The organism is Aliiroseovarius crassostreae (genome assembly GCF_049803815.1).
GTDB classification, from domain to species: Bacteria; Pseudomonadota; Alphaproteobacteria; order Rhodobacterales; family Rhodobacteraceae; genus Aliiroseovarius; species Aliiroseovarius crassostreae_A.
This window is the reverse complement of sequence record NZ_JBNAGI010000003.1, coordinates 360,538-374,201: the sequence shown is the minus strand read 5'-3', so window position 1 is coordinate 374,201 and position 13,664 is coordinate 360,538. Positions and strand designations below refer to the sequence as shown.

Sequence of the window (13,664 nt, the reverse complement as noted above, 5' to 3'; positions counted from 1 at the left end):
TGGTTTCGGCCAAGCAGGTATTACTATGCCTACCTAAGTGTTTTCGGGCCACGTACCCCTTCAAGGCACCCGTAAGCCACGGCAAAGAAACGGGTTGATTGCCTGAACCTTGTCACAAAACAAACTATTAGCTTAGCTAAACTAATTAATAGCCATACAAAGTTGCGCGAAAACATAGGGAGAAATTCATGCGGAAACTGATGATTGGTGCGGTGCTTGGCGCCGCCATGCTGCCCGGATTGGCCGCCGCTGAAGATTGCGGCGAGGTGTCGATCACCGAAATGAACTGGGCGTCATCCGCGATTGTCACACAGGTCGCGAAGTTCCTGCTGGAGCAAGGTTATAAATGTACGGTGCAAACCGTGCCGTCCTCAACCGTGCCCGCGGTCACCTCGCTTGCGGAAAATGGCGAACCGGACATCGTCACAGAAATGTGGACCAATGGCGGCGGCCCGGCCTATCTGAAGCTGCGCGACGAAGGCCGTGTTGCGGAACTGGCCCCGGTGCTGGATCCGGGTGGGGTTGAAGGTTGGTGGATCCCGACCTGGCTGGCCGAAGAACACCCCGAGCTGAAAACCATTGAAGGCGTTCTGGCCAATCCTGAACTGGTCGATGGGCGGTTCAACAACTGCCCCGAAGGGTGGGGCTGCCGCATTTTGAACGACAACCTGGCACGCGCCCTGAACGTCGCCGACAGCGGGATTGAAATCTTCAATCACGGGTCGGGCGAAACCCTTGCCACGTCCATCGCCTCGGCCTTTGAAAACAAAGAACCCTGGTTCGGCTATTACTGGGCGCCCACCAAGGTGCTTGGCAAATATGAAATGACCAAGGTGGAACTGGGCCCGGTGGATCCGGAAATCCATGCACGCAACCAGGAAAAAGACCGCGATGCGCCGGAAATCTCCGACTTCCCGCCCTCGCCGGTCTGGACGGTTGTGACCAAAGAGTTCGAAGCGGAAAAACCCGCGATCTCTGCCATGTTGTCCAAGCTGACCTTCGATGTTGATGCCATGTCGTCGATCCTGGCCTGGCAGGATGAAAACGGCGCGTCTGCCGAAGAGGCTGCGGTGAATTTCCTGTTGAACAACAAGGATGTCTGGGCGGATTGGCTGGATGACACGGCCAAAGGCAACCTGTCAAAAATCCTGAACTAAAGGCGGCTGCGCCTTGCGGGGCCGCCTGTACAGGGCGGCCCTTTTTCTATGCCAGAGACACAGGCCAGAGGGGGCAGAACAGATGGCGAGCTATGATTTCCTGTTTGACGGGATGGGGATGCGCGATTGGTGCGATGCGGCAGGCAGTTCTGCCCCCACCTCGATGGCCGACCTGCTGGCGCAAGCCAGCGGCGAAGAGGCGAAGGTGACGGCGTGGGAATTCCCTTTCCCGTCACTGGATGCGCTGAACGAAGCCTGCGGGCAGGTGCCGGAAACCCGCGACCTGACCAAGGGGCTGGAGGATGGGTTTCTTGCCATCAAGGACACGCTGCGCTTTGTGCTGGACCCGATCACCGAACCGCTTAGCTGGCTTCTGGACGGGGCACTGCATCTGGCGCAGGTCACACCCTGGTGGATCGTAATCCCGCTTCTGCTTCTGGTGACCTACCTGATTTCGCGCTCCTGGCCGCTGGTCATCGGCGTGGCGGCGTCAATCATGGGGCTCGCCTTCATCGACCATTATGATTACGCAATCCAAACCCTGTCGATCATCTTTGTCTGTGCGGCCATATGTGTCGCCCTAGGCGTGCCCATCGGCATCGCCATGTCCCGATCCGACCGATTGCAGCGCATGACCATCCCGGTGCTCGACATGCTGCAAACCCTGCCCACCTTCGTCTACCTTATCCCCCTGATCTTTCTGTTCAGCGTGACGGAAAGCAAACTCTATGGCATCGCGATCATCCTTTACGCCATTGTGCCTGTGGTGCGCCTGACCGATCTGGGCATCCGCATGGTCGACAAAGAGGTGTTGGAGGCCGCGCAGGCCTTTGGCATGACGCCACGCCAAAAGCTTTATCAAGTGCAGATCCCGCTGGCCCTGCCCAATATTATGGCGGGCGTGAACCAGACCATCATGATGAGCCTCGCCATGGTGGTGATTGCCTCGCTTGTCTCGGCCCCCGGCCTTGGCGTGTTGGTGCTGCGCGGCATCCGGTCACTGGAGCTGGGCGTGGGTCTTGTCGCCGGGCTTGGCATTGTGATCCTTGCGATCATTCTGGACCGCGTCACCAAATCGGCGCTGGCGCGCGTGAACGCCGCGCAGAAATCCTAAGGAGGCGGCCCCATGAGCGACGCTATGATCTCGATCCGCAATCTTTACAAAGTGTTTGGCGGTGACCCCAAAGGCATGATGCAATATGTCCACGCGGGTATGGACAAGGAACAGCTGAACGCCGCGCACAACCACGTGCTTGGCCTGCGCGACATCAATGTCGATATGCGCGAAGGCGAGATCACCGTGATCATGGGCCTGTCTGGGTCCGGGAAATCGACCCTGGTGCGCCACATCAACCGGCTGATTGACCCCACCGAAGGCGAGGTGCTGGTCGCGGGTGAAAATGTGCTCGACTATGACGAAGCCCGCCTGCGCGAGCTGCGCCGGCGCACCATGTCGATGGTATTTCAGCATTTCGCCCTGCTGCCCCACCGCACCGTGTTGCAGAACACCGCCACCGCCCCGATCGTGCGGGGCGAGGCGAAAGGCGACTACGAGGCGAACGCATTGCATTGGCTCGACCGGGTGGGGCTTGGAGGATACGAAGAAAACTATCCGCACCAACTCTCTGGCGGGATGCAGCAACGGGTGGGCATCGCCCGCGCGCTGACGTCGAATGCACCGATCATGCTGATGGACGAGGCGTTCTCGGCGCTGGACCCGCTCATTCGCACCGACATGCAGGATCTGCTTTTGGAACTGCAAACAGAGTTGAACAAAACCATCGTGTTCATCAGCCACGATCTGGACGAGGCGCTGAAACTGGCGGATCACCTTGTGATCCTGAAGGATGGCGAGGTTGTGCAACAGGACGAACCGCAGCATATCCTGCTCAACCCCGAAGACGATTACATCGTCGACTTCATTTCCGACATCAATCGCGCCCGCGTGTTGCGCACCCGCTCGATCATGGCGCCCTTGAACGGGGTGGAAAGCTTTGTGGGCGAGGTGCAGCACGAAGATACGCTGGAACAGGTGATCGCGCAGACCGGGGGCGCGTCCGACGGGCTGTATCGCGTCATGCGTGACGGTCAGCCCGTGGGACAGTTGGAGATGGGCGCGCTGGTCCGTGCACTGGTGCCGCAAAAGCGCAGCGGGGCCTGACCCGGCCGCACGCAGTCCGCATCATCAAGCGCGCTTGGCGTCGATCTGCGCGATGCCAAGCACGTCCAGCACCTTGGCTTCGATGTCCTTGGCTGACAGGCCAGCCTCTTCATACATCCGCGCGGGGCTGGCGTGATCAATGAACGTATCAGGCAGGACCATTGAGCGGAATTTGAGCCCGGTGTCGAATACGCCCTCATCCGCCAAAAGCTGCGCCACATGGCTGCCAAATCCGCCAACCGCGCCTTCCTCAATGGTGATCAGCGCCTCGTGATCTGCGGCCAGGTCCAGGATCAGGTCGCGATCCAGCGGTTTGGCAAATCGCGCATCGGCAATGGTGGGTGTGATCCCTTTGGCGGACAGCGCTTCACCCGCTTTTTCCACCTCTGACAGGCGGGTGCCGAAGGACAGGATTGCCACCCGGGCGCCCTGTTGGATCATCCGCCCCTTGCCGATCTCCAGCACCTCACCTTTTTCCGGCAGCTCGACCCCCACCCCTTCGCCGCGCGGATAGCGGAAGGCGGACGGGCGGTCGTTGATCGAATGCGCCGTGGCGACCATATGCATCAGCTCGGCCTCATCGGCGGCGGCCATCACCACCATATCGGGCAGGTTGGCCATGAAGGCGATGTCAAAGCTGCCCGCATGGGTGGCACCATCGGCCCCCACCAGACCCGCGCGATCAATGGCAAAACGCACCGGCAGGCGCTGCACCGCGACATCATGCACAACTTGGTCATACCCACGTTGCAGAAAAGTCGAATACATCGCGCAGAAGGGCTTCATGCCCCCCGCAGCCAGGGCGGCCGAAAAGGTCACGCCGTGTTGTTCAGCAATCCCCACGTCAAAGCAACGCGAGGGATAACGCTCGGCCATCAGATTCAGACCCGTCCCATCCGGCATCGCGGCGGTCACGGCGCAGACCTTGTCATCTTCACCCGCCAGCTCCACCAGCGCTTTGCCAAACACCGAAGTGTAGCTGGGCGCGTTTGACGGCGCTTTGTGTTGCTTGCCGGTGGGCACGTCAAACTTGGCGGTGGCATGGCCCCGATCCCGCGCATTTTCGGCGGGCGCATACCCCTTACCCTTCTTGGTGATCACATGGATCAACATCGGCCCGGTGGCGCGGTCATGCACGGTGCGCAGGACCGACAGAAGGCTGTCCATGTCATGCCCGTCAATCGGACCAACGTAAGAAAAGCCAAGCTCTTCAAACAGGGTGCCGCCCACGGTCATGGTCTTGACCATTTCCTTCGCCCGGCGCGCGCCCTCCTGGAAAGGTTCGGGCAGAAGGCTCACCGCGCCTTTGGCGGCGGCGCGCAATTCCTGAAACGGTTCACCCGCGTAAAGGCGCGACAGATAGGACGACAGCGCGCCCACCGGTGGGGCAATCGACATGTCATTGTCGTTGAGAATGACAAACAGGCGCCGGTTCAGATGGCCCGCATTGTTCATCGCCTCAAACGCCATGCCCGCCGACATCGACCCGTCACCGATCACGGCAACCGCATCGCCGATGCCATGTTCCGGCGCACCGCCCAGATCACGTGCCACGGCAAATCCAAGGGCCGCGGAAATTGACGTGGAGCTATGCCCTGCGCCAAACGGATCAAACGGGCTCTCAGAACGCTTGGTGAAACCGGAAAGGCCGCCTTCCGCGCGAAGGGTGCGAATGCGATCGCGCCGCCCGGTCAGGATCTTATGCGGGTAACACTGGTGGCCCACATCCCAGATCAACCGATCGCGCGGCGTGTCAAAAACAGCGTGCAGCGCCACAGAGAGCTCGACCACACCAAGCCCCGCGCCCAGATGCCCCCCGGTTTCCGATACGGCAGACACGGTTTCGGCCCGCACCTCACTGGCCAGCTGGGTCAGCTGTGCATCTGACAGGGATTTCATGTCAGCGGGCCGCGAAATACGGTCGAGGATCGGAGTATGCGGGCGCTGGGTCATGTATCCACCTTGGGGCCTGACGTGAAATGCTTGGGCAAAACCAGAAAACTACCTGTCGCGCTGGATAACGAAACGGGCGGCTTCTCGCAAGGTATCTGCCGCGTCACCATAGGGCGACAGCGCGTCACAGGCATCGGCGATCAACCCCTCTGCGCGGGTCTTTGCCGCCTGAAGCCCTAAAAGCGAGACGAACGTGGCCTTGCCAGCATCGGCATCTTTGCCCACGGCTTTGCCCACGGCAGCGGCATCGCCCTCAACATCCAGCACATCGTCCCAGATCTGAAAGGCCAGGCCCAGAGCGGCGGCGTAATCACTCATTGGCTGGGTGTCCGCCCCGGCCAGAATGGCACCGGCTTCTGCGGACCAGCAAATCAGCGCGCCGGTTTTGCCCGCTTGCAAATGGGTGATGTCCTCCAACGTCAGGGGGGTCGCCGCCGTTTCCGCCGCGATATCCAGCGCCTGCCCGTGCACCATCCCCAACTGCCCGGCCGCCAGCGACAGGGAGCGGATCAACGGGATACGCGCATCGCCGGTCTCGCCCGCCAACGCCCCGTGGGTCAGCAGTTCAAACGCGAGCGTTTGCAGCGCATCCCCCACCAGAACGGCGGTCGCCTCGTCCCATTTCTTGTGCACGGTGGGCAGGCCGCGACGCAGATCATCATCATCCATGCAGGGCATGTCGTCATGCACCAGCGAATAGGCATGAACCGCCTCGATCGCCGCCGCCGCCCAGACCGAACGGTCATCCGGCACACCGTGGATATGCGCGCTTTCCATCACCAGAAAGCCGCGCAGCCCTTTGCCACCACCGGTCGCGTATTTCATCGGCTCGGCCAACGCACCTTTGCGGGCGATCTCGCCATGCAGACAAGCGCGCGCCGCCAGCGACGTGGCCTCCAATCGGGATTTGAACATTTACGCGCCGCCGTTTGAATCTGACACGGGGGTGGTGCCGGTGGGGGTGCCGGTGGCATCCAGCGTGATCGCGGCCACCTTTTCCTCGGCTTCTTTCAGCTTGGCTTCGCAGCGCGCCTTCAATTCGGCCCCGCGCTCGTAAAGCTTGATCGACGCGTCCAGCGCCACGTCGCCGCGCTCAAGCTGGCCAACCACGGCCTCCAGCTCGCGCATCGCTTCTTCGAAACTCATCTCGGCAACTGGTGTGTCGCTCATCCGCCCCGCTCCATCATCACTTCAATATAGGCGCCAACACTTTCGCCCAGCGCGGTCAGATCATAACCGCCCTCCAGCGAAGACACCACCCGGCCTGCGCAGGTTTCATCCGCCAGATCGCAGATCCGCCGGGCCAGCCAGGCGAAGTCATCGGTGGACCAGTTCAGCCCCGCCAATGGGTCGGCCTGATGCGCATCAAACCCGGCGGAGACAAGGATCAGTTCCGGCTCATACCGGCGAAGCGCCGTGTCGATCACCCGATCCCAGGTCTCGCGCATTTTCACACCACCGGACCCTGATTCGAGTGGTTTGTTCAGAATTTGACCATGCGCGCCCTGTTCATTGCGCCCGCCCGATCCGGGATAAAGCGGCATCTGGTGTGAGGACACAAACAGCACCCGATCCTCATTCCACAACACATCCTGTGTGCCATTGCCGTGATGCACGTCGAAATCCAGCACAGCGATGCGCGACAGGCCATGATGTTCGGCCGCATAGCGCGCCGCGATGCCGACGGTGGAAAACAGGCAAAACCCCATCGGAGTTTCCGTTTCTGCGTGATGGCCCGGCGGGCGGCAGGCCACAAAAGCGTTTTGCGCGTTGCCTGCCATCACCGCATCAATCGCCTCAAGGTTGCCGCCAATGGCCCGCATCGCGGCCTCCAAAGACCCCGGCGCCATGAACGTGTCCCCGTCCAACTGCCCCCACCCCTCTTGCGGCTCATTGGCAACGATCCGGTCGTAATGGCGGCGCGGGTGACACAGCTCAACCTTGTCCGGTGTCGCCATGGGGGCCTCGCGCCGTTTCAGCCGGTCAAACAGCGGCGCGGAGAGCGCGGCTTCGATCGCGGACAGCCGGGCCACCTGTTCCGGATGACCGGGTGGCGTGACATGGTCGTGACATTTCGGGTGGGTATAGAGAAAGGTTGTCATGGAGCGACGCTAAGATACTGTATCCCCATTCTCAAGGAGACATTCATGCGCCTGATCTTTCCCCTGCTGATTGCAACCAGCCCCGCCTCCGCCGAAGATCCTTTCCCCACCCAGCTGCAAGGCGATTTCACCGGCGACGGGGTGACCGACAGCGCAGAAATCATCGAGACCGTGCAGGGCGAAGGCACCTTGCATCTGACCCTCAGCAACGCCCCCGCCGTGACCAAATCCAACCTCGTCTGGATCGGCGGGATTGGGCAGAAACCCTGGCTGGAACGCACCCCACAGGGATCCCTTCAAGTCTTCTCACAAAACAGCGCCATTGGCCGCAACCGGTGGGAGCAGGTCCTGACGCTTGCCTTTCGCGACGGGGCCATGCGCGTCGCGGGCTATACGTTCCGCTGGTATGACACGCTGAACCTTGACGACATTGGCACCTGCGATCTGAACCTCCTGTCCGGCAGAGGCGAAATCACCCTCGGACAAACTGGCGAAACCACCCGCATCACCGTTCAAACCCGCGCCCTGCCCGTCACAGATTGGCCCGAAGACATGCCCGCGGAATGCGCAAAGCTTTACCAGTGATCACGGCCTGCCATCTTTGGTCCAGAAATATCCTGCGGGGGTCTGGGGGTGCAAAACCCCCAGCCACCACGGCTGGCCGCGTCAATCCGGCGCCAGCATATAACCCGCACCGCGCACGGTTTGCAGATAACGGGGTTGCTTCGGGTCGGCCTCAAGCTTGCGCCGCAGCCGGGTGATCTGCACATCCACCGCGCGTTCCTGGGCCTGACCGCCGTCTTTACCGGCATCACGGCCCAGTTGCTCAACCAAAGATCCGCGCGACACGGGCTCTCCCGGCTGGGCGGAAAAAATCTTCATCAACTGGCTTTCGGTGGCGGTCAGGCGAACCAACTCCTCCCCCTGCCACAGCTCTCCACGCTCGATATCATAACGCAGTGTTCCAAGGCCCAGCGTGGTTGGCGCCACCTCCTCCACCGCGGGCACCCGACGCAGGATCGCATTGATGCGCAGCAAAAGCTCTTTTGGTTCAAACGGTTTGGCGAGATAATCATCTGCCCCCGCTTCAAGCCCTTTGATCCGGTTTTCAGTTTCCCCCTTGGCGGTCAACAGCAGGATCGGCGTTGTCAGATTGGCCCGCAGAGAGCGGGTCAGGGAAATGCCGTCTTCCCCCGGCATCATCACGTCACACACAATCAGGTCGAAATCCAGCCCCGACAGGATCTTGCGCGCATGTTCCGCATCCCGCGCCGCCGTCACCCAGAACCCATGGCGCATCAGGAACTTGCGCAACAGGGTGCGAATACGTTCATCATCATCAATGATCAGAAGATGGGCGTCTGCCAGATCAGCCATTTTGCGCCTCCTTCAATCGATTGAAATGCCGCCGCAATTCCGGATCCATCATCGCCTCAAGGACAGCCCGAAATCCCTGAACCGCCTCTGGCCCCGCCTCGCGATAGGCCGCACGCATTCGCGTCCGTTGCGCATCCGACAGTTCCTGCTCCAATGCCTCACCGGCCTCGGTCAGAAACAGGTGGCGTTCGCGTTTGTCCTTGGTGCCAACCCGGCTTTCCACCAGCCCATCTTCGATCAGGGTCCGCAACACACGGTTAAGCGACTGTTTGGTCACCCCAAGAATAGACAGAAGATTGTTCACCGTGGTGCCAGGGCTGCGGGAAATGAAATGGATCGCCCGGTGATGCGCGCGCCCATAGGCTTTTTCTTCGAGGATGCGATCCGGATCGGCGGTAAACCCCCTGTACGCAAAGAACATCGCTTCGATCCCCTTGCGCAGCTGCTCATCTGTCAAAAACAGCAACGCCTGCCCACCGGGGGTCGGTGATCTCGTGTCACTCATGCCCGTTCCCTCTCTGCACTGATCGACATCCAGTCCCACAAGACATCTTCACAATTAATGTTACAAGTTTGGATTTTATGTCAGTGTTGTTGACTTTCCAAGAATCAATTGTTAGCGATGCTCAGTTTTTGCGCAACATTATGCCCGATGCGGACTTATTCTGCGCAACTTTCGCAAAGGCGACTTGCCGGGATAAGAATGCGACCCCCGGCTTGCCGCCTTCCAATTGACCCGCGGCGCCCAGCGTCCGCATTGCAAAGGAACGGACCATGAGCGGATATGACGACCGCGACGGCAAAATCTGGATGGATGGCCAACTGATCGACTGGCGCGACGCAAATGTCCACATCCTGACCCATGCACTTCACTATGCTTCTTCGGTGTTTGAAGGCGAACGCCTCTATGACGGCAAGATCTTCCTGTCGCGCAAACACTCTGAACGGCTGCTGAAGTCCGGTGAGATGATGGACATGCCCATCCCCTACACTGTTGACGAAATCGAAGCCGCCAAACAGGCGGTGGTCGAAGCCAACGGGCTGACCAATGCCTATGTGCGCGTGGTGGCCTGGCGTGGCGCCGGCGAAGACATGGGTGTCAGCTCTGCCAAGAACCCGGTGCGCATGGCGGTCGCGGCCTGGGCCTGGGGCGATTATTACGGCGACGCCAAGATGAAGGGCGCCAAGCTCGATATCGCCAAGTGGAAACGCCCGAGCCCGGAAACCATTCCGACCGCCGCCAAAGCCGCCGGTCTTTACATGATCTGCACCATGTCGAAACACGCAGCCGAGGCCAAAGGGTGTTCCGACGCGCTCTTTATGGATTATCGCGGTTACGTGGCCGAAGCGACCGGCGCCAACGTATTTTTCGTGAAGGACGGCGAAGTGCACACGCCGATCCCCGACGCAATCCTGAACGGCCTGACCCGCCAGACCGTAATCGGCATGTTGAAAGAAAAAGGCATCACCGTGCATGAACGCCACATCATGCCCGAAGAATTGGCCGATTTCGAACAATGCTGGCTGACCGGATCCGCCGCCGAAGTTACTCCGGTCGGGCAAATCGGTGACTACACATTCGAAGTTGGCGCGCTGACCCGCGAGATTTCCGAAGACTACGAAAAGCTGGTCCGCAGCTGAGGCAATCCCCATAAATTCATCAAAAAACCCGGCGCCCACCGCGTCGGGTTTTTCATTTTGGCAGCGCCTTCAAGACTGCAAATTTCCCGTCGTCATTAACCTGTTTTGAACGTCCAATTGCTAGGGTTCCTCGCGGGCACCTTTTGCCCGGGAAAGGGCGCGGATGGTAAAGACGGCAACCGTTACAACTTTGGGCACCATCATCGTGGCCCTCGTGTTGCCTTCAGGCCTGTCCCTGTTGTGGCATCACTGGTCTGGTGACCCGATGATGCGCCCGCTGGGCATCACGCAAGAGGCGTTGCAGGATCAGGGCGAAGCCGATGGCGATGCTCTGGCGATCTATGCCCATGTAAACTGGGACCCGTCGGATCCCAGCTTTCCTTCACAAGACGCGCTGACCCGAGCGCTGACCAACGGATTTTCCGCCAAGGGGCTTCGGGTGAAGGTCAAGATGTCATCCGGGAGCGGCGGAACCGCCGTCACTTACGAAGTCGGCCCGTCCACGATAGGCCCCTTCCCAGCCTCAAACGCCGCCAAGGGCATCAATGCCGCGACGGCGGCCTATCGCATGAACCACCCATTTGAGCCAAAATAACGCGCAGGCAAACCCATGTACGACAAACTTCAATATCTGTTCGCGATCATCGCCGTGGTCGTCACACCAACCGTATCGATGCTCACCTATTACGCCGCTACGGGCGACCCGACCCTGCGCCCCTTGGCAGCGTCGGTGAAACAGTTGCGCGGGTATTTCGCCGGTGGGGATGACATTCTGGTTGAGGTACATTGGGGCAGCGATGCATCAGGCCCGCAGACACAAGACGACGTTGAGAAAATACTGCGTTCTGCGTTCCTCTCGAAAGGGATAGACGCCCATGTGGTGTTCCGAAACGTGAACGGGTCCCGGTTCATTCATGTCACCTATAAAGTTGGTGTTTCCGAGTTTGGCCCTATGCGACTGACAGAAACCCCACGCGTCGTGCAAAGCGTTGTCGCCGCCTATCGCATGGGGAAAAGATCCTGATACGACGAACGGAAAACGGGCCGCCCCTATCAGGCGGCCCGTCCGTTTCACACAGGCAACACGCCCTATTGCCCCATCGGCATCAGCTCAGCTGACGGTCGCGGCGTGGCTTTGGTCTCCGCTGGCAATACAGGCGTGGTTTGCGGTGGCAGCGCGCCGGTCAAGCTATCAAGAAAAGCGACAATCTGGGTCACTTCGCCATCTGAAAGCGATTCACCCAACTGGCTTTCCGCCATGATCTGAACGGCGACGTCCAGATCCCAGACCTTGCCGGAATGGAAATAGGGCGCGGTGATGGAGATATTGCGCAACGGTGACGCGCGGAACACATATTCATCATCCGCCGTTTCTGTCACGGCAAATCGCCCCTTATCCCCTTCGGGCAGGATCTCGCTGCCGGGTTTTTCAATCAGGCCAAACGGATAATAGCCATGCCCGCCAACATTCACGCCCGAATGACAGGACGAGCAGCCCTTGTCCATAAACAGCTCCAGCCCCGCCAACTGGTCCGCGCTCATCGCGCTGTCATCCCCATTCAGCCAGGCATCAAAGGGGGCGGGCGTCAAAAGCGTGGCTTCATAGGCCTCAATCGCCTTCGCCATATTGTCGAAGTTCACCCCGTCGGAAAAGCTCTCGTTAAAGCGCTCCACGTAATCCGGCATCGAGTTCAGCGTGGCGACAACATTGTCAGGCGTGTTTGCCATTTCAACACCCGCCTGGATCGGCCCCTTGGCTTGCGCAGCCAAATCAGCGGCGCGCCCGTCCCAAAACTGCGCTTCGTTCAGAACCGAGTTCAACACAGTCGGCGCGTTGCGCGGCCCCTTCTGCCACCCGTGCCCAATCGAGGTTTCCAGATTGTCATCCCCGCCCGTCGCCAGATTGTGACAGGAATAGCAGCTGAACACCCCAGACGCCGACAAGCGCGGATCGAAATAGAGCATTTTGCCCAGTTCCACCTTTTCAGGCGTGCTGGGGTTGTCGGCCACGGCGGGCACAGTGGACGGGAGCGGTTTGAATGCGTCCAATGCAGCTTCGCGTAGATCGCCCTGCGCCAAAGCCATCCCTGGAAGGGTGAGAGCGGTTGTCAGAAGAATCGGGAAAGAAACATGTTTCATGAGAAGCCTCCTTTTTTAGAAGCTTTCTAATAATGATTCTAAAATGTCTTTGATTTAGATCAATTCTAAAAGCGGGACGCTTACTTAACCCGCTGTTTTTGTTAACTCATTCAGCGCCCAATGCGCAGCGTCCCGCACGCATGGATCTTCTGATTGAATATGCAGATTAGCAGATTGGGCCAATTCTGATCGGCCGGAATTGCCAATCGCATAAAGCACGTTGCGCATAAACCGCCCCCAACCAATCCGCTTGATCGGACTGCCGGAAAATTTCTCGCGGAACGCGGCATCATCCAGTTGCGCCAACTCTGCAAGATCTGGCGCAATCAAATCGGCTCGGGCCGCATAGCGCAACTCCTGCGCCTCGACCGCAAATTTGTTCCACGGACAGGCGGCCAGACAATCATCGCAGCCATAGATGTGGTTGCCCAGTTTGCCCCGTAACTCTTCCTCAATCGGGCCTTTGTGTTCAATGGTCAGATAGGAAATGCACCGCCGCGCATCCACCTGAAACGGTGCGGGGAAGGCGTCAGTGGGGCAGGCATCAAGACAGGCCCGGCAAGAGCCGCAGTTTTCCCGCGCGGGCGCGTCGGGCGGCAGATCCAGCGTGGTGAAAATCGCGCCGAGAAAAAACCAGTTCCCCAGTTCACGCGACAGAAGGTTCGAGTGTTTTCCCTGCCAGCCAAGCCCCGCCGCCGCGGCCAGCGGTTTTTCCATCACCGGGGCGGTGTCGACAAAAACCTTAATCTCGCAGCCGTACTGCTCAACCATCCAGCGCCCCACCCGTTTCAGGCGCTTCTTCACGATGTCATGGTAATCGCGATTCTGGGCGTAAACGGAAATGGCACCTTTGTCGGGCAGACCAAGCACATCCAGCGGATCATGTTCCGGCGTGTAGGGTTCTGCCAACATGATCACGGAACGCGCCTCGGGCCAAAGCGCCGCCGCCGATCCGCGCCAATGCATCCGCTCTTCCATCCAGGCCATGTCCCCATGGCGCCCTTCGGCCACATATTGCGCCAGACGTTCAGCGGTTTCCGGTGTTGCATCGGGACGGCACACGCCAGAAGCCGCAAACCCCTCAGCCCGCGCTTTTTCCGCAATCGCAGATTTAAGGGCGGCGGTATCCACCGG

15 protein-coding genes are annotated in these 13,664 nt (G+C 59.8%); 7 read left to right on the top strand and 8 right to left on the bottom strand.

The window, feature by feature from the left end; genetic code table 11:
• The first annotated feature begins 188 nt into the window (after positions 1-188).
• The 3 genes from ACP15V_RS11090 to ACP15V_RS11080 all read left to right on the top strand — a co-directional run bounded on the left by ACP15V_RS11090 (position 189) and on the right by ACP15V_RS11080 (position 3,318).
• Positions 189-1,157, top strand: a complete 969-nt coding sequence (locus ACP15V_RS11090; protein WP_424943741.1) for an ABC transporter substrate-binding protein — start codon at positions 189-191, stop codon at positions 1,155-1,157.
• Between the two features lie 82 nt (positions 1,158-1,239).
• Entirely contained in the window at positions 1,240-2,271 is a 1,032-nt protein-coding gene (locus ACP15V_RS11085) for an ABC transporter permease (protein ID WP_424943740.1), read from the top strand.
• A 12-nt stretch (positions 2,272-2,283) separates the two neighbouring features.
• Positions 2,284-3,318 carry a betaine/proline/choline family ABC transporter ATP-binding protein gene (locus tag ACP15V_RS11080; protein ID WP_424943739.1) on the top strand — a complete coding sequence of 345 codons (1,035 nt, stop codon included), beginning with the start codon at positions 2,284-2,286 and terminating at the stop codon, positions 3,316-3,318.
• A gap of 24 nt (positions 3,319-3,342) precedes the next feature.
• Here ACP15V_RS11080 and dxs read toward each other — a convergent pair whose 3' ends face one another.
• The 4 genes from dxs to ACP15V_RS11060 are packed head-to-tail and all read right to left on the bottom strand — an operon-like array spanning position 3,343 to position 7,373.
• Positions 3,343-5,271, bottom strand: a complete 1,929-nt coding sequence (gene dxs / locus ACP15V_RS11075) for a 1-deoxy-D-xylulose-5-phosphate synthase (protein ID WP_424943738.1) — start codon at positions 5,269-5,271, stop codon at positions 3,343-3,345.
• Positions 5,272-5,319: 48 nt separating this feature from the next.
• Positions 5,320-6,186 (bottom strand): polyprenyl synthetase family protein, encoded by an 867-nt coding sequence (locus ACP15V_RS11070; RefSeq protein ID WP_424943737.1) that lies wholly within the window; start codon positions 6,184-6,186, stop codon positions 5,320-5,322.
• Complete coding sequence (locus ACP15V_RS11065) at positions 6,187-6,441, bottom strand: exodeoxyribonuclease VII small subunit (protein ID WP_424943736.1); 255 nt, start codon at positions 6,439-6,441, stop codon at positions 6,187-6,189. It abuts the gene before it with no gap.
• Positions 6,438-7,373, bottom strand: a complete 936-nt coding sequence (locus ACP15V_RS11060) for a histone deacetylase family protein (protein WP_424943735.1) — start codon at positions 7,371-7,373, stop codon at positions 6,438-6,440. Before ACP15V_RS11060 ends, ACP15V_RS11065 begins: the two co-directional genes overlap by 4 nt.
• 45 nt (positions 7,374-7,418) lie before the next feature.
• On the opposite strand from ACP15V_RS11060, the gene ACP15V_RS11055 reads away from it, so the two are divergent.
• Positions 7,419-7,958, top strand: coding sequence for a hypothetical protein (locus tag ACP15V_RS11055; protein WP_424943734.1), 540 nt, complete (start codon positions 7,419-7,421; stop codon positions 7,956-7,958).
• An 81-nt stretch (positions 7,959-8,039) separates the two neighbouring features.
• On the opposite strand, the gene ACP15V_RS11050 is transcribed toward ACP15V_RS11055, so the two are convergent.
• A complete protein-coding gene (locus ACP15V_RS11050; protein ID WP_424943733.1) occupies positions 8,040-8,750 on the bottom strand; it encodes a response regulator in 711 nt (236 codons plus the stop codon).
• Entirely contained in the window at positions 8,743-9,255 is a 513-nt protein-coding gene (locus tag ACP15V_RS11045) for a MarR family winged helix-turn-helix transcriptional regulator (protein ID WP_424943732.1), read from the bottom strand. Before ACP15V_RS11045 ends, ACP15V_RS11050 begins: the two co-directional genes overlap by 8 nt.
• A gap of 269 nt (positions 9,256-9,524) precedes the next feature.
• Here ACP15V_RS11045 and ACP15V_RS11040 point away from each other — a divergent pair, with 269 nt between their 5' ends.
• The 3 genes from ACP15V_RS11040 (at position 9,525) to ACP15V_RS11030 (ending at position 11,415) form a co-directional block, all read left to right on the top strand.
• Complete coding sequence (locus ACP15V_RS11040) at positions 9,525-10,391, top strand: branched-chain amino acid aminotransferase (RefSeq protein WP_424943731.1); 867 nt, start codon at positions 9,525-9,527, stop codon at positions 10,389-10,391.
• A 163-nt stretch (positions 10,392-10,554) separates the two neighbouring features.
• Positions 10,555-10,986: a hypothetical protein gene (locus ACP15V_RS11035; protein WP_424943730.1), complete on the top strand. Its 432-nt coding sequence runs from the start codon at positions 10,555-10,557 to the stop codon at positions 10,984-10,986.
• A 15-nt stretch (positions 10,987-11,001) separates the two neighbouring features.
• Positions 11,002-11,415: a hypothetical protein gene (locus tag ACP15V_RS11030; protein WP_424943729.1), complete on the top strand. Its 414-nt coding sequence runs from the start codon at positions 11,002-11,004 to the stop codon at positions 11,413-11,415.
• A gap of 65 nt (positions 11,416-11,480) precedes the next feature.
• On the opposite strand, the gene ACP15V_RS11025 is transcribed toward ACP15V_RS11030, so the two are convergent.
• Both ACP15V_RS11025 and queG read right to left on the bottom strand, forming a co-directional pair.
• Positions 11,481-12,530, bottom strand: a complete 1,050-nt coding sequence (locus ACP15V_RS11025) for a cytochrome-c peroxidase (RefSeq protein ID WP_424943728.1) — start codon at positions 12,528-12,530, stop codon at positions 11,481-11,483.
• An 84-nt stretch (positions 12,531-12,614) separates the two neighbouring features.
• Complete coding sequence (queG, locus tag ACP15V_RS11020; protein ID WP_424943727.1) at positions 12,615-13,661, bottom strand: tRNA epoxyqueuosine(34) reductase QueG; 1,047 nt, start codon at positions 13,659-13,661, stop codon at positions 12,615-12,617.
• Between the last annotated feature and the right edge of the window lie 3 nt (positions 13,662-13,664).